General features: G+C 35.3%; 16 protein-coding genes. 6 read left to right on the top strand and 10 right to left on the bottom strand.

Going from position 1 to position 15,842, the window contains the following annotated elements:
- Nucleotides 1-8: 8 nt before the first annotated feature.
- From ABNX05_RS12990 to ABNX05_RS12975, 4 genes are all read left to right on the top strand, one after another.
- Nucleotides 9-215: a polysaccharide deacetylase family protein gene (locus ABNX05_RS12990; protein WP_349660137.1), complete on the top strand. Its 207-nt coding sequence runs from the start codon at nt 9-11 to the stop codon at nt 213-215.
- 323 nt (nt 216-538) lie between these two features.
- Nucleotides 539-697 (top strand): hypothetical protein, encoded by a 159-nt coding sequence (locus ABNX05_RS12985; RefSeq protein WP_432760145.1) that lies wholly within the window; start codon nt 539-541, stop codon nt 695-697.
- Between the two features lie 467 nt (nt 698-1,164).
- The gene (locus ABNX05_RS12980) at nt 1,165-2,814 is read left to right on the top strand and encodes a pyridoxal phosphate-dependent decarboxylase family protein (protein ID WP_349660136.1); all 1,650 of its coding nucleotides are present in this window, start codon (nt 1,165-1,167) and stop codon (nt 2,812-2,814) included.
- Nucleotides 2,792-4,489, top strand: a complete 1,698-nt coding sequence (locus ABNX05_RS12975) for a methyl-accepting chemotaxis protein (protein ID WP_349660135.1) — start codon at nt 2,792-2,794, stop codon at nt 4,487-4,489. Before ABNX05_RS12980 ends, ABNX05_RS12975 begins: the two co-directional genes overlap by 23 nt.
- 95 nt (nt 4,490-4,584) lie before the next feature.
- Here ABNX05_RS12975 and ABNX05_RS12970 read toward each other — a convergent pair whose 3' ends face one another.
- The 7 genes from ABNX05_RS12970 to ABNX05_RS12940 all read right to left on the bottom strand — a co-directional run bounded on the left by ABNX05_RS12970 (nt 4,585) and on the right by ABNX05_RS12940 (nt 11,572).
- The gene (locus ABNX05_RS12970; RefSeq protein WP_349660134.1) at nt 4,585-5,520 is read right to left on the bottom strand and encodes an SDR family NAD(P)-dependent oxidoreductase; all 936 of its coding nucleotides are present in this window, start codon (nt 5,518-5,520) and stop codon (nt 4,585-4,587) included.
- 69 nt (nt 5,521-5,589) lie between these two features.
- Nucleotides 5,590-6,168, bottom strand: coding sequence for a TetR/AcrR family transcriptional regulator (locus tag ABNX05_RS12965; protein WP_349660133.1), 579 nt, complete (start codon nt 6,166-6,168; stop codon nt 5,590-5,592).
- 136 nt (nt 6,169-6,304) lie between these two features.
- Nucleotides 6,305-6,730 carry a GatB/YqeY domain-containing protein gene (locus ABNX05_RS12960; protein ID WP_349660132.1) on the bottom strand — a complete coding sequence of 142 codons (426 nt, stop codon included), beginning with the start codon at nt 6,728-6,730 and terminating at the stop codon, nt 6,305-6,307.
- Nucleotides 6,731-6,834: 104 nt separating this feature from the next.
- Nucleotides 6,835-7,170 (bottom strand): hypothetical protein, encoded by a 336-nt coding sequence (locus ABNX05_RS12955; protein ID WP_349660131.1) that lies wholly within the window; start codon nt 7,168-7,170, stop codon nt 6,835-6,837.
- Nucleotides 7,171-7,475: 305 nt separating this feature from the next.
- Nucleotides 7,476-8,234: a formate/nitrite transporter family protein gene (locus ABNX05_RS12950; RefSeq protein WP_349660130.1), complete on the bottom strand. Its 759-nt coding sequence runs from the start codon at nt 8,232-8,234 to the stop codon at nt 7,476-7,478.
- Between the two features lie 1,083 nt (nt 8,235-9,317).
- Nucleotides 9,318-9,692 carry a hypothetical protein gene (locus ABNX05_RS26400; RefSeq protein ID WP_432760144.1) on the bottom strand — a complete coding sequence of 125 codons (375 nt, stop codon included), beginning with the start codon at nt 9,690-9,692 and terminating at the stop codon, nt 9,318-9,320.
- 434 nt (nt 9,693-10,126) lie between these two features.
- Nucleotides 10,127-11,572, bottom strand: coding sequence for a DEAD/DEAH box helicase (locus tag ABNX05_RS12940; protein ID WP_349660150.1), 1,446 nt, complete (start codon nt 11,570-11,572; stop codon nt 10,127-10,129).
- A 440-nt stretch (nt 11,573-12,012) separates the two neighbouring features.
- Here ABNX05_RS12940 and ABNX05_RS12935 point away from each other — a divergent pair, with 440 nt between their 5' ends.
- On the top strand, nt 12,013-13,008 hold the full coding sequence (locus tag ABNX05_RS12935; protein WP_349660129.1) for a PLP-dependent cysteine synthase family protein: 996 nt from the start codon (nt 12,013-12,015) through the stop codon (nt 13,006-13,008).
- A gap of 141 nt (nt 13,009-13,149) precedes the next feature.
- On the opposite strand, the gene ABNX05_RS12930 is transcribed toward ABNX05_RS12935, so the two are convergent.
- The 3 genes from ABNX05_RS12930 to ABNX05_RS26395 form a co-directional block, all read right to left on the bottom strand.
- Nucleotides 13,150-14,145, bottom strand: a complete 996-nt coding sequence (locus tag ABNX05_RS12930) for a zinc-dependent alcohol dehydrogenase family protein (protein ID WP_349660128.1) — start codon at nt 14,143-14,145, stop codon at nt 13,150-13,152.
- Nucleotides 14,146-14,342: 197 nt separating this feature from the next.
- Nucleotides 14,343-14,510 carry a hypothetical protein gene (locus ABNX05_RS12925; protein WP_349660127.1) on the bottom strand — a complete coding sequence of 56 codons (168 nt, stop codon included), beginning with the start codon at nt 14,508-14,510 and terminating at the stop codon, nt 14,343-14,345.
- Between the two features lie 324 nt (nt 14,511-14,834).
- Nucleotides 14,835-15,038, bottom strand: a complete 204-nt coding sequence (locus ABNX05_RS26395) for a YoaP domain-containing protein (RefSeq protein WP_432760143.1) — start codon at nt 15,036-15,038, stop codon at nt 14,835-14,837.
- Nucleotides 15,039-15,328: 290 nt separating this feature from the next.
- On the opposite strand from ABNX05_RS26395, the gene ABNX05_RS12920 reads away from it, so the two are divergent.
- Nucleotides 15,329-15,754, top strand: a complete 426-nt coding sequence (locus ABNX05_RS12920) for a GNAT family N-acetyltransferase (RefSeq protein ID WP_349660126.1) — start codon at nt 15,329-15,331, stop codon at nt 15,752-15,754.
- Nucleotides 15,755-15,842: the final 88 nt, after the last annotated feature.

Raw genomic sequence — 15,842 nt, 5'->3', positions numbered from 1 at the left:
GAGTGTTTATGCTGAAAAAGAGAATTACTTATTTAGGACTTGGTCTTTATTCATTGTTGCTTCAGGGTTTGGTACATATTGTGTTTAAAAGTTCTACTTTTTACAAAAATGAAATCGACAAAACCGATGTGCTTATTGGAAGTATTGGTTATACAGAAACTCCCCTTGTTCGACCGCCATATGGTAAAAAACTAATTGGTTTACCTTTTTACTAAAGTAAAAATAATCGCGATACCATTACGTGGAATTTGGCGCCAGATTCATATTTCTCATTGGTCGAGAAAAAATCAATTATGCTCAATTATGCCTCGGCATAATTGCGTCCGGAAATCGGCTTTGTGCTTAGGCCTGCACGAGGGCCGACAATGATGTCGGTCATTTCGGTAATGCCACAGGACGTGGCGTTTTTACCGATGCAGGTCAGTTAGCCATTATCGCATGGATGCGATAATGGCTAACAACCTATACAGAACTCCATTCCGATTCAGTGACATCCGCCGGAGGCTTTAACTTCTTTCATCGGGTGTTTGGACACTCGATGAAAGAAGTTAAAGAAAAAATTCAACCAGGCTCTATAATTTTGATGCATCCTATGTACGATGATACTGGAAATGAATCACAAGCAATTGAAGGGATTTTAAAGACCTTGTTAAAGAAGGTTATACATTTGTCACTATTAAGGAGCTTAAGAAATTAGAAAGGCACATCAGATAATCCTATATGTGCCTTTCTAGTTCAATGAAGCAACTGCATTATCACAATAAAACGCATACTCCCTTTGAGTAATATTCACTTCTCATAAATAGTCATAAAGTATTAATAATCATCATTTTTTTATTTAAATGAAATTATTATTTTCATAGTATTCACCATAAAAAGTTTCTTTTCCTCTTAGCACTTCCTCGTCACTAACTTTGCAATAATTCATAAAAAAAGAGTCATGAGAACCCTTTAAAATCAACATTTCTAGAAAAATCCCACTACACTATTTCTTCCAAATGTTTCACCTCAAAATAAATCTAACTATTTTGAAATGTCTAAATTATTTTTCTGGTAAAATATAAATTCATTTATTGTTATAATATGTTATCATTATTTTAGTAAAACGACCTATTTTTATGAAACGAAAAATAGAGGAAAAATGAACTAAAAAGGACGATGACTATGAAAAAAATCCAGCAATTATTCCAAAGTGAAGATGGAAATATCGAACAAAGAGAGAACTTTTTAACCCTATTAGAGAAAATTGTTACATCATTAGATGCATTAAAAGATCCACAAACAACGACTCTTGGGCCGATGAAAGAACGCTCTGACAATTTCTACAAAGAGTTGATGCAAGAAAATCAAGTACCAGTTTCAGGTGTCGGGCTTGATCAAGTTGTAAATGAATTAACGAAATTGATGCAAGGACATCCTTACCATACACGTAACTTTGTAACAAATGTTTTGCCAATGGCCAGCATTCCTGGCATATTAGGCCAATTTACAAATGCTCTACTTAATGGTAACAATCTATGGGATGTATACGGACCTGCTGCCGCAGAATGTGAGGTAAAAGTAGTTGCAATGATGTCGAAGTTAGTTGGCTACGACTATACACAAAGTTTTGGTTACACAACTTGGGGCGGACAAGGGGCTGTTTTCAGTGGGCTTCGTCTTGCAATCGCTAAACAATTCCCTAACGCAAAGGAAGATGGCGTACCTAATAATTTATATTGCTTCGCTTCAGAAAATGCTCATTACAGCTTATTAAAATCAATTGAAGCAGTCGGCATCGGTAGCAAGCATTTAATTCGTGTTAAAGCTGGACAAGATCATTCAATGGATATCGAAGACTTACGTTTGCGTATGACTGAGGTTGTCGAAAATGGTGGTATTCCAGTGTATGTAGTTGCTACAACAGGCGCTACAGATCAATTTGCTATTGATGATGTACAAGCAATCAAAAATGTTACAACTGAGCTAGAACAAAAACATTCCTTAAAGCCTATACATATTCACGCTGATTCAGCGTTAGGTGGTTTTTACGCATTTTTCAACGATTATGATTTTAAGGCAAACCCACTTCAGTTCGAGACTGATGTTTTACAAGGACTTGAACAAATTAGAGAACGTATGCAATATCTACCTATTGCAGATAGCCTTTGCTTCGACTTCCAAAAGCTTGGTCAAACACCGTATTTAACAAGCTTATTCTTAATAAAAGAAGGAAAGCATTTACAGCTATTAGATATTGATGACTTCGACACACCTTATGTAGGTAATCGAGGCTATGGTTCTTACCATACAGGCTATACATTAGAGTGCTCTCGTATGGGTAGTTCAATTGCTATTTATGCTGCATTACAGGCATTTGGTAAAGAAGGCTACCAACAAATATTAGCTAATTATGTACGTGTAAATTTAGCGTTCCGTGCGCAGTTAGCTGAGAAAACACCAATGTTACAAGTAGTCAACGAGTCTAATATTGGACCAGTCACAGCCTTCCGTTTATATCCAGAAGGCATGAATTGGAAATCTGAACAGTCAGATAGCTATACACAAGATCAGATTGAATATATTAATGGTCTAAATGCTTCTTTATTTGAAATTATAGGAGAAGGTCGCGACGAAGTATTTTTCGGTGATACAACACGTGTCTGCACTGTCAACACTAGCGATACAAAACAACAAATTCCAGTCGCTGCTGCAAAATTCTTTTCAATCTCTCCTTATACTGAGACAGAACATATTAGTGATATGGTTCATTTCTTACAACAAAAGGTGAAAGTATTGGAGGCTGCTAAAGTTGAGTATAGTCAAAAAATTTAAAAGCTCGTTACTCTATAAATACATTGCAAGTTTTACTATTCCAATTGCTATTATTTCAGTAATATTTAGTATCGTATTATTTATTACATCTTATCGGATCATCGATAATTATGTTATTACACAATTTGAGTCAGAGTTGGAAATTATATCAAATGTGATTTTTGATGATATTGACATAAATGACGTCAAAGCTGCAGATGACGGCGATAAGGATAAATATGATGACTTATTAAAGGAATTAAATGAAGCTCTTAAAGAGTATGATATTCAAAATGCCTACGTTCTTTCCCGGGCAGACGGTAAGGAACATATCGTGGCATTAAGTGATAAAGATGATTATCAAGAGAGCTATGTTTTTAGCCAGGACATGAATAATGCTCTAGATAATGGAACTGTTCAATCCAGTGATATTTATGAAGATGAATACGGAATTCATAAATCGATTTTTTTACCATTTAAAGATACTGATATTCTTTTTGGTTTAGATATGGACGCTTCCTTTATTTCTAAGCTTCAAACAGAAACTCTTTGGATTTGTATCATCATGACTGTGATGTTTTTGATATTCGGTATTATTGTGGCTTATGTCATTAGTAAAGGCATTATTAAACCAATTAAAAATATGACTAGTTATGTTGGTAAGGTGGCACAAGGAGACTTAGCTGTTGAATCACTTAACATAAAGGGTTCTAATGAAATTGCACAGCTTTCAGATGGCATTGAAAATATGACCGAAGACTTACGCTCACTAATTCAGCAAATTGCTGAAAATGCTGAGCAAGTAGCTGCTATGTCCGAAGAGTTGTCGGCAGGCTCTGAGCAAACAAGTGCATCCATTCAACAGATTACATCTTCTATGCAAGAGGTAGCTGCAGGATCAGAAAAACAAACTTCCTCTATCGAAGAAGTAGAAACTCATATTACGACAATCTCCACAAAGATGTCAGAAGTTGTATCGAGCGTAAATGATGTCACTACTAAAGCATCTAATGCATCTTCAATTTCTGAAAAAGGTAATACGACGATTCAAAGCGCTACAGAAAAAATGGCCTTAACATCTAATGCTATTCAAGAGACTTCAGATGTTGTGAAACGTTTAAGCACTTATTCAAATGAGATCGGCGACATAGTCACTTTAATTAACGAGATTACTGATCAAACAAATTTACTCGCTTTAAATGCATCTATTGAAGCAGCACGTGCTGGTGAGCATGGTAAAGGCTTTGCAGTTGTAGCTGAAGAAGTGCGTAAATTAGCTGACCAATCTTTAGCAGCGACGAATAGTATTCGAACACGTATTGAGACGATTAAAGAAGAGTCTACTCAAGCTGTGAAATCTATGGAGATTAGCAGTAATAATCTTGCAGAAAGCTCTACTAGCTTTAATGAATCAGGTGTAGCCTTTAAAGAAATATATTCGAATATTACTTCATTAACTCAAGAAATGGATTATGTCAATAATATCATTTCTAACATTAATGACGGGGTTAACAACATTGCATTTTCTGTAGAGGAAGTTGGTGTAATAGCCGTTCAAGCGTCTGGAAACATTCAAAATGTGGCTGCTGCTTCTGAGGAACAATCAGCTAGTATCGAGGAGATTACGGCGTCTTCAAATAATTTAGCTGAGATGGCACAACAACTTCGTAATATCATACAAAAATTTCAGCTGTAAGAAATACTAATAAAAAATCCGCTATGCTTTCTGAAGGTAATTTTCTACCAACAGAAGTTTATGCGGATTTTTTCATTGACTCTTAAAAGTCTTTTTTATGCTCTCTTGTTCATCCATGCAAGCGTTTCTTCTAGTCCTACTCTATATGAAGTATTTGGTAAAGCGCCTATTTCCCTTTCAAATTTCTCCCCACTTAAAATGACCGGTTCTTCTGTTAAATAAAAGATTTCAACTACTTCTTTCATAGAAGGAGCAAATATTCCAATCAGCCGGATCATGCCTTTAGAAACTGTACGAATGCCCTTTTTGTAGCCAGTAATCTCACGTAAAATTTTCACTAGTTCTTCCCCTGCAATTGTGTGAACAGCTGGCACATTCCAATTTTGATTATAGGTCTCGTCTCTTAAAGCAAGCTCAACCATAGCCTTTGCACCATCTACTGTATAAAGAAACTCTCTCTTCACTTGCATATTCCCTACAAAATTAGCTTTTTTATCTTGCGCAACATTTTTTAACGTTTCATAGAGTATTGTATTCTCTGCATTTGGTCCGTATAAATCAGGAAAATGTACAATTAACGAGGGTGCATTACTATTTTTCAATTTATTTTCCATCGTTAAACGAATTTTTCCTTTTTTCGTCTGCGGTTCCTTTCTAGCTTGCTCTATTACAGGGTTTATCGATTGTCTTCCATATGCATAAATATTATCTACAAACGCAATCTTCGCTCCTCGCCTCTCGGCTATGTTAATCACCATATCTAAGCATCGCAAATGGTGCTTTTCCCAATCTTGATACGGAAAACTAATAGCATGAAAAATAATATTCACACCGTTTGAAGCTCTCATCATGTCCTGTTCATTAAATACATCACCTGAAATGATTTCGACATTTTTGTGTTGCCGAAAAAGTGCAACTAACTTTTTTTCATTTCTAGCAAATGCCTTCACCTGTATATTTCTACTAACTAGTTCATTTACAAGCGCATAACCCATACCACCAGATGCCCCAATAACTAATGCTTTTTGCATACTATCCCCCCTTTAATTAACCACTGGTCAAATAACTGCTAAAAGAAGGCTCTAGATTTTTTTCTAGAGCTACTCTCTAAATGTCAAAGCCTTGATAAGAAATTTTGCATGAACATCCACGGCTTCTTTCGCTTCTTCATAATTTTTTACATAATGACGATAATGTGCTACAAATCCATGAAGAGCAATAAATGTAGAATGTATATCTGAAATCAACAGTTCTGTCTTTGATAAGGAACGTACAGATTGTGCAAATTCTTCATAGCTAAGGTTTGCTGCCTCTTGCGATAGCCCATCGATTTCTCTATCCCTCATGATAAACATTAATTCATACTGACTTTGATTATTTAAACCAAACGCCATAAAGCCTACAAAAACATTCAGCAGTTTAGTGTTATGATCTTCAGGACCGTCCATATTTTCATTTAAAGTATTATTTAGTTCAGAAAAATAGTCACTTAATATCGCATAAAATATTTCGGCTTTATTTTTAAAATGATAATAAATAGCCCCATGACTACAACCAAGCTCTTTAGCAATACTACGCATTGATATTTGCTGAAAATCCTTCGTGATAAACTGCTTATGAGCCTCATTTATAATCATTTCTTTCGTCAAATCCTTTGTTGATGGCTTACGTGGCGACATAGTGTTCTCCTTTTTGACCAGTGGTTAACAATAAGTATAAAAGCATTTTCATTTTTTGGCAATACTACAAAAAAATATAGTAATTCAAAAAAACAACCCCGTACTACTTAAGAGTAGGGGGCTGTTTCTAACGATATTAAATAAGGCCCTTCACAACTTTTGAAATAACGGCGCCTTCAGCTTGACCATTTAATAAAGGTTTTGCAATTTTCATCGCTTCACCCATGTTCATTCCCTTTACAACGCCAGCTGCCACAAGCTTTTCTGCAATTTCTTCTTCAGTTAATTGCACCGGTAAAAATGATTTTAACAGAACTAATTTTGCTTCCTCTTTTTCAATTAAGTCAGCTCGACCTGCATTTTGAGCACCCTCAAGAGCCTGATTTGTTTGCTTTACTTCACGATTTATAATAGCCATTTCCTCTTCAGGCGATAAAGCTTCTCCTTTTTCTTTTTCAGCTAAATCTAGAGCAGATTTCAAAATCGATAATACGCCTTTTGCTAATACATCCTTTTCTTTCATTGCCTTTTTTAATAGTTCAAATACCTCTGTTTTTAACAATCTTTTTCACTCCTTTGTGACATTTATTATACCATAAAAAAATACCGTAACCTTAAGGGATACGGTAGCATGTGTCACAAAATTATGCCGAGACATAATTGATATTATTTTACTTGTTTAAGCATAGATACTTCAGCTTTTGTCGTTATTACATCCGATGATAAAATATCAAATTTTGCATCTACAAGATCAATTTTTCGACTTAAATTTTGTTCAACTTTGTCTAATCTTTTTCCCAAAGCTTCATTTTTTTCTTCTAATCTCTTTTCAACTGCATCGAGTTTTTCTTCTAATCTCTTCTCAACTGCTTCGAGTTTTTCTTCTAATCTCTTCTCAACTACTTCGATTTGTTGTTGAAGATCCGATTTTATGTCTTGCATTTGCTTTGAAAGCTCTAAAATTGCTTGAAGAATCGTATGTTGGTTGACTTCTTGTTCCATTTTGAGTTCCTCCGCTCTTTTATATTTATTACATTATCTATTAATTTCTCGCATTAATCACAATAAAAATAGGTAGAGTTACATAAGCAACTCTACCTGTCATTCTATCTACGATTTATCTAAAAGTCAAAGTATTAAGGGATGGAAATTGTCAAGTATTCATCCGTTAATTTCACTTGATATAATCGCATTGCTTTATATTCCTGTATATGTCAACAGGTGCTTACAATCACTTCTCAAATTGCAATGGCACTAAGTATTTTACTCTACTTAAACAGACTACATTAGCAATATTTAGTGATTTATTAATCTCTGCCATTTACCCAATAAACAAAACCAATAACAGCTCCACCAATAATATTCCCTAGTGTTACAGGCAATAAGTTTGAAATGGCCCCACCAAACGATACTAGTTCACCATGAGGTATGAAAAGAGCAAGAGAAAACAATGTCATATTTGCTATACAGTGCTCAAATCCAATTGTGACAAATGGGAAAATACAGCAGAAAATCATCGCTAATTTTCCTGCTTCTGTTTTCAATTTATACGTACACCATACGGCCAAGCATACAAGTAAATTACATAAAATACCTCGACATAAAAGTTCAACAAAACTACCACTCATCTTAGCTGTAGCCAATTTTTCAATGTAAGCCGCTATGTCTCCACTTGCTAACCCCGAGTAAAAAAATAGTGCGGCCGCTAAAAGAGAACCAAAGAAATTTCCTATGTAACTAAACGTCCAAATGCTCAGCATCTCTAATGGTGATGATTTTTTTGATAGTGTACTAACCGTTAAAACTAGATTATCACCCGTAAATAAATTGGCCCCAGCCATCATAACCATACTAAGCGCCACACCAAATGCTAATCCTTGTAAGATTTTCATACTTGGTACCTCAGTTGGACTTAATAAGCCGCCAATAGTTGTGATGAGCAAAATTCCAAATCCGATAAAAAGCCCGCCAAAAATAGCTAACAATAAATAATTAGCAGGCTTTTGCTTCATCATGTTAATTTTTGTTTCAGCAGTTATACAAACTGAAGAAATAGTTTCTTTCATACTTTCATCTCCTAAATAACATCAAGCTAACTTAATAGCTCTTTTTTACCGTTGATCGCAAGTAGTCACCTAGTTACCACTCTAACCAACTTTTTTTACAAGGCTACATTTTAACAAATATTATTCCAAAATATCGTTAATTAGCAAATTTAAAGTAAATCCCTCCAAATAAACATATATTTATGCACTTTAAAGATTACTTTATATCTACTATTAGTTCATTTGGATTAAAATAAGTATAGTTAATCAAAAATAATGCAGGAATTTCTTTCTGATAAGACGTCAATTTAAGTTACACTCGACTCACTTTTGCATAGAAGCATTGTCAATATTAATATTACTCCCTTTACCTCAATGGATTTATCATGATACGATTCCACCAATTCTTACAAAACAAGTAGGTTAAATAGGAACAATTATACTTCGGCATAATTGCGTCCGGAATCGGCTTTGTGCTTAGGCCTGCAGATGTTTTTTGTGCGAAAGCGCAGTGCTAGCGTAGCGGCAGCAACAAGATGCAGGTCAGTTAGCCGTTATCGCATGGATGCGATGATTTTAGGCTAACATCCTTTATGAATTCCTTTCCGATTCCGTGACTTCCGCCGGAGGCTTTAGGCCAACACGATGTTGGTCACTCAGTCATTGCCACAGGACGTGGCATTCTTAGACTGAGTTCCTCTATTTCGGCAAGTGTTTGGACACCCGCTGAAAAGTGACTTAAACCTCATTCATCTCACCACCTATAGAGGTGGGTGACTTCTTCTGAAAGAAGTTAAACAATTCAATGTTAATAGGTCATCCTCTGACGTATAATTGCCTTAGAATAAGCTTTTAAAAGATCGGGTTATCGGGGAACTTTTTTGAAGAAAGTAGAAAGTTAGGAAATATGACTGAAAAGATAGGAGGTTGGAGCCGCTACTGCGGGAAAAATTAGAAAGGAAGATTTAAATGAAAACCATAGCTGGAACGATTGCTTTATGTTTTTCTTTTACTTTATTCATTTATTTATTTGGTTTAATAATGGAACATTCAGTGAAATATGATGCAGGCTTCTTCTTTCTTCCGCTAATCCTACTTGTGCTGTCACTTATCTCCTTTTATTCTGATTACAAAATGAATAAGAAAATAGATTGAAAGAAAACCTTTAACTGTTCTAATCAAAAAACAGCGCATATTCTTTGGCTCTATCGATGCCGCTTGATGCCAACATAGAAGTACGACACCGTATTCAATATCATTTAAGGCACCTTCATAGCGATACACTTTCCCACCAATCGTCACGAGATCGGTGTCGTCTTTTTTGATATGCGTTGCGAATTGTTTGGCTTGAATACAGATGCCTTGTGGATACAAAATACGGTTCGTTTTGAGTGCGGCTTCAATGATCGTACGGGATGTATACCAGCTATCGCACAATAAATACGTCGGCTGTTTTAATAGTGGTAGTTGGTTCATCATGTCTAACGAAAGTTGAATTTTACTGTCGGTTGTTTCTTTATCGAATAATCAAAAATCGTAAGAATATGCGTGTTGCCCTGATTTCATCATCAGTTGATCTCAGCTCTCACGCTTTTCCCGCTGAAGTCGCCGCCCTCCGTTCCATGTTTTTTTATCAATATATACTGATTCAAGAACAGATTTTGGTGTAGAGCCATTTTCAAGATGATTTTTTTAAAAAACATAAAATTTTATATCAATTGGGTTAAATTGGATTTATGTACTTGTTGTAAAAAGTATATACTTCGAGATTCTGCGTCCAATTAATATTCAACAAAATAAACAGCCAGTCCCCGGTGAAATACCGCGAACTGGCTGTTTTTTTATACTAACTTCAATATAGAGGCAAGCACCTTTTCCACTTGACCCTCAACTCTATCAAAGCTTACCGCTTACTACTTATTGGCTTCATATACTTTCAATAACTTACCTTTGATTGTTGTTTTCTTCATGTTTTTTAAAACAATCAGGCCTTTATCATTTAATATTTCTACATAAGTAAAAGCATCTGTAATGGTAATAATGCCTATATCCTCGACTGTTACACCATCGATTTTGGCAATCGTCCCGACGAAATCTACAGCTCTTAGCTTCTTTTTCTTACCACCATTAAAATATAGCTTCACGATTTGCTCGTTCAGCTTTTCACTTTTCGCCTTTTTCAGGGTTGGTTCAATATCCATTTTCGCCTCAAAAGCTGCTTTCTTTTTTAAAGCATCTTCTTCAGTTGGCACTACTTTATTTGGAATTTTAAAACCAATATAGTCTTCAATTTCACTTAAAAAACGATCTTCAAACGGCGTTACAAGCGTAATTGCTTTCCCTTTTAAACCTGCTCGTCCAGTTCTTCCCGTACGATGGACGTAACTTTCTTTTTCTAATGGCAGATCATAGTTAATGACATGTGTGATATTATCAATATCAATTCCTCGAGCCGCTACGTCTGTGGCAACTAAATATCTAAAATCGCCTCTTTTAAAATCATTCATCACTTCAAGTCGTACATCCTGTATCATACCGCCATGAATTTTATCGCAGCTATATCCGAAATTGATTAACTGCTCACATAACGTATCGACTCTATCCTTTGTGCGGCAAAAAATGATACAGCTATCTGGATTTTCAATAATCGTAACTTTGCGCAGCAGGGATAGTTTTAGTTCTTCATCTACTACGTAAAGGGAATGATCAATTTTATCTGTTGTTAATCCCGTAGCTTGAATTTCTACATCAGTAGGTGTTTTCATATATTTAAGAGCTAAGTCTTTTACCTTCTCTGGCAACGTAGCTGAAAATAACATCGTCACACGATTTTGAGGCACTTGTTTAATAATGGCTTCGACTTGTTCTATGAACCCCATATTCAACATTTCGTCCGCCTCATCAATGACAAGATAACGTATTTTGTCTAAGACAAGCGTGCCTCTTTCAATATGATCTAACATGCGTCCCGGCGTACCAACAACAACATGTGTTTTTTGCTTTAGCTCTGTTTTTTGAATGGCAATCGGCTGTTTTCCATAAACCGCTGTTGCTTTAATGCGCTTCAGTCTGCCAATATTCGTAAAATCCTCTTTTACTTGAACAGCAAGCTCCCTTGTCGGAGTTAACACTAAGGCTTGCGGTTTGTTTTCTAGCCAATCAATGGCTTCGCAAATTGGAATCCCGTAAGATGCAGTTTTCCCACTACCTGTTTGTGATTTTACAACAAGATCTGTTTTTGCTAATGCTAACGGAATGACCTTACTCTGAACTTCTGTTGGTTGTTCATATCCTAAGCTACCCAGTGCCATTATTATTTCATTACTTAATTCATAATCTTTAAACCTTTTTTTACTCATCATTAAGCCTCATTTATGTTCAATTATTTTTACTATTTCTGAAAGATAATTACCTAACATAGACTCCCATTATACATACGAAAGTGAGTAATAACTACTCTCGGAGTTACTACAACTTACCGAATTATCAGTTTACCTTCTATTCATTAGGCTTTCTCAGACATTCTCCTGCGAAAATATTTACAATTTGAACAGATGGAATGATCCAGTCCTTGCATTATGAATGATAGATCATGACATGTATATAGTGCACTTACATGTTACCTATTCATAAAAGAAGGACGTTGTATTAGCAAATTTAATTAATTATTTTTTTCTATTACTATATTCAATCTTTCTATCTGGAATTTTATTGCTTATAAGGATTTATCGTGATACGATTCCATTAATTCCTATAAAACAAGTTTGTTAAGTAAGCAAAAGATAAGGGGTTGATTGAGATGGGTCAAATTGTAACGAATAAGATCAAACAATCTATTACAGAATTAATCGGTCATACACCACTATTAGCATTAAATCAGTATATAAAAGAGCAACAGCTAGAAGCCGAAATTATCGTAAAGCTAGAGTATTTTAATCCTGCAAATAGTGTGAAGGACCGTGTTGCTAAAGCGTTGATTGAGGATGCTGAAGCTCGTGGTGTATTAACAAAAGATAAAACAATAATCGAAACAACAAGTGGCAATACTGGTATTGGTCTAGCAGCAATTGCAGCAGCAAAAGGCTATAATCTTCGAATTTACATGCAAGATGGTGTTAGTGAAGAGCGCACAAAGGTTGTAAAGGCATACGGAGCGGAGGTTGTACCATTTTCAGATGTCCCAGAAATGGTCGCTGCTTTTGAGGAAACAGAGGGTGACTTTGTTGAAACGAATAAAGTATTTCGAGAAACGGTCGTTGAACAAGAAGAAAATGTTGTGTTTTTAAATCAGTTAAATAATGATGCCAACCCAAATGTTCATAGGTTAACTACTGGTCCTGAGATTTGGGAGGATACAGACGGACAAATTGATATCTTTGTGGCAGCAATCGGCACAGGTGGTACGATAAGTGGTGCTGGTGCATACTTAAAATCTAAAAATCCAGTTATTCAGATCATTGGTGTAGAGCCTGCTGTTAATTCCATTGCAACCGTTGATAATCCAGATATCATTGAAATCACAGGTGTTCACCGCTTCTCCGATGCTGATGAGGTCCGTGTACCATCAAATGTTCATTTAGATATAATTGATGAAGTACTTGAGATAGAAACTACACAAGCTTATGAGGCTGCACGCGCAGTTGCGAAATCAGATGGTATATTAGTAGGTACTTCATCAGGTGCTGCTATATTTGCCGCCACAGCACTTGCAAAACGTGCAGAGAACAAAGGAAAACGAATTGTCGTTATCCTACCTGATACTGGTCTGCGATATTTATCAACTGATTTATTTTAGAATCACAGTAAGCTTAGATTTTTTAGGCAAGCCATACTTATAAGGAAAGATGCTGGGATAAAAGTGTTTCAGCTAACAAAGATACCGAACTATCCCTATGAAACGCTCATGAAGTGTTTCGGAATAGTTCGGTTTTTCTATTTATTGATAACTTGTTAAAAAAATCTTTCCTTTAGTAGTTTTAGACGATTCAACAGCCGTTATCGCCTTATTAATGTCTAACAAATCATAATGAGAATCCACCGTCATCATTTTTAATTTACCACTATTAACTAGATGGATTAAGTGCTGAAATGTACGTTGCCATCTTTCCACCGATACTTGCTTATTCCAATGACGCAAATGGAACATATTTGCATTTACATTTGCCTCTTTAACGATTCTCTGCCAATTCACTTGTACACCTGATAAAAGACCAATGGCTAAAAAGTTCCCTCCAGATTTCAGACAAAAAGCAAGGTCATTGCCCGCTGTCCCACCAATAGAATCAATAGCAGCATCAGCGCCCCTACCATTTGTTAGTTCCATTACTGTCTCATAAAGCGGTGCTTTTGAAGTATCTATTACATAGGAAGCACCAAGCTGAATTAAATCGTTAGTATGTCTATTATTTCTCGTAACCGCGATTAATTGAAAGCCTAACAATTTTGCTAGCTGAGCAAATATGTGTCCAATTGCGGACCCGCAAGCATTGACTATTAAAACATCATTTGGCTGCAATTGTAATATGTCTGTACATGTTACCCAAGCTGTCATTGGGTTGATATACATTTGTGCTGCAGTAAAATCAGCTATAGTATCTGGGATGGGTACTGCGAATTCTGCGCTTGTTTTTACAATTTCCTGCCAAGTCCCTTCCCCTCGCAAAGGTAATACACGCTTTCCGATAAGATTCTGAGAAACATACGGGCCTACATCCTCTACAATACCTACCCCTTCATAGCCGGGGATACTTGGCAAAGAAATTCGATGAGCATAACTCCCCCATATTGGGATTAAATCAGAAGGGTTAATAGGTCGCGCCAGCATTCGAACAAGAATTTCTTGTTCTTGAGGAGGTTGAATCATTTTATTTTCAAACTTCAAAACTTCTCGAGGGCTTCCAAATTCATATAATTTAATGCTTTTTGCTTTCAAAAAATTAACTCCTTTATATAGCAGTTTTTGTGACTACTCCAAAATGAAACCTCTCGGGGAGCTTTCTTCATCCTCACCAATCGTTCCAGCCTGTTGTTTGGTGTAATCCTATATATTACTCTATTTTGGATTTGCTTCACTTAAGGAGATTCGGTCGTAAAACATCTCCTTTATACTTGTAAGCTTTACTATACTTTCTACCATCTGATACTTTTTTGTAACACAATTCGTTCTCCGGCAATATTGATTGTTACTGTGGCAAATAGCACAAAGAAAAATTGTTGTGCATGATGGGGATAATGATTAACCTCAACTATTTTAGCAGCCATAAGCTCAAAAATAATACTGAGATCATTATTTTTCACTAAATGCCATCCATCATATTGATCTCCCCATATTTAATGTTCTGTATACTGTTTGCTAATTTTCAAAGCTGATCTACCTGAATTCTTAATTCTTATGGATATTTACCTGATAATTCTATAAAATATAAATAAGGGTAATAACTTTTAAAAATCCTAAGCAGTAAGGAGTGAGAACGTTGAATATCCAAAAACAATTGTTGGGCACTGTTCTCGGATATATGCTTGCAATCGTAATTGCATACATCTTTTTCGATTATTTTTCTTGGTCGTTTACTCTAGGTTCTTTTATAGGTATTTGTTTATTTGCTCTAATTTTAATGTTCATCAAAAGGGGATAAATTCCCTATTCATAATGTAATTAAATACTTTTTCGAATTTGTTTGCACTCATAATTTCATATGAAATAAACTGACCATTGCAAAATAGTCCAAAGGTTGTCCATATGATAGGTGCATTCTGTGCTTCATCTTTCGTCATTAGTTGATATGTATGAAAAGGAATGCCCCATTTCTCTGCTATATTTTTCAAATCATCTATAATATCTACTGCAAACGGACATTAGGCCAATATAAATTTGAATATAATTCACTTTACCACCCGCTTCTTTACCTACAAAAATTAATCCTGCTATTGTATAGTTCATCACCAAACCAAACTTATAACGTGACAGACATTTAACGAATGCCATCCCAAACTTTTTATGATGACCCTATTTTATTATATCGAAGGTAGATAACGGATAGTAATTATTAGAATGAAAATAGCCACCATATAATTCGGAAGCGAAATTTCCCATTATAAAAGAGGAGGAAAAATTTATGCAATATAAAATCTTACAGGAGCAAAATAAACATAAAAAATCTTTCATTAATAAAAAGCTATACGAATACAATTTAAAACACTTTCCAAAAGATTTAAGAGGCCGATATCAAGAAATCAACCTCTTCCTTACAGATGAAAATGACCTAGTCCGTGGTGGTATATTGGGAGAAATTTGTTGGAATTGGTTAGAGATACATACACTTATGATCGATGAGGAAATTCGCGGATTAGGTTATGGCTCTAAATTATTAGTAGAAATCGAACAAATAGCTTTGAATAACAACTGTGATTTCATTAAGGTCGATACTTTAAGTTTTCAGGCTTTAGATTTTTATGAAAATCACGGATATCAAGTTTACGGTACATTGGACAATGTTGGACGGGATTATAAGCACTACTATTTAAAAAAGGATCTTTCATAAAAATCTCCTAAAGGGACTTCCTATCTAACTAAAATAATTAATAATCCTCTATATAAAGTATCAAAAAGTTGTAGTTGTAATCATTTAG

This window comes from Lysinibacillus zambalensis (assembly GCF_040183165.1).
GTDB classification, from domain to species: Bacteria; Bacillota; Bacilli; order Bacillales_A; family Planococcaceae; genus Lysinibacillus; species Lysinibacillus zambalensis.
This window is presented reverse-complemented; position numbering and strand designations above follow the sequence as displayed.

Excerpts from the sequence above, each read along its gene's own strand:
- ABNX05_RS12955 (WP_349660131.1), bottom strand. The coding sequence starts at position 7,170 with ATGGAACAAGAAGTCAACCAACATACGATTCTTCAAGCAATTTTAGAG.
- ABNX05_RS12950 (WP_349660130.1), bottom strand. The coding sequence starts at position 8,234 with ATGAAAGAAACTATTTCTTCAGTTTGTATAACTGCTGAAACAAAAATT.
- ABNX05_RS12920 (WP_349660126.1), top strand. The coding sequence starts at position 15,329 with ATGCAATATAAAATCTTACAGGAGCAAAATAAACATAAAAAATCTTTC.
- ABNX05_RS12970 (WP_349660134.1), bottom strand. The coding sequence starts at position 5,520 with ATGCAAAAAGCATTAGTTATTGGGGCATCTGGTGGTATGGGTTATGCG.
- ABNX05_RS12935 (WP_349660129.1), top strand. The coding sequence starts at position 12,013 with ATGGGTCAAATTGTAACGAATAAGATCAAACAATCTATTACAGAATTA.
- ABNX05_RS12965 (WP_349660133.1), bottom strand. The coding sequence starts at position 6,168 with ATGTCGCCACGTAAGCCATCAACAAAGGATTTGACGAAAGAAATGATT.
- ABNX05_RS12985 (WP_432760145.1), top strand. The coding sequence starts at position 539 with ATGAAAGAAGTTAAAGAAAAAATTCAACCAGGCTCTATAATTTTGATG.
- ABNX05_RS12980 (WP_349660136.1), top strand. The coding sequence starts at position 1,165 with ATGAAAAAAATCCAGCAATTATTCCAAAGTGAAGATGGAAATATCGAA.
- ABNX05_RS12940 (WP_349660150.1), bottom strand. The coding sequence starts at position 11,572 with ATGAGTAAAAAAAGGTTTAAAGATTATGAATTAAGTAATGAAATAATA.
- ABNX05_RS26400 (WP_432760144.1), bottom strand. The coding sequence starts at position 9,692 with ATGATGAACCAACTACCACTATTAAAACAGCCGACGTATTTATTGTGC.
- ABNX05_RS12990 (WP_349660137.1), top strand. The coding sequence starts at position 9 with ATGCTGAAAAAGAGAATTACTTATTTAGGACTTGGTCTTTATTCATTG.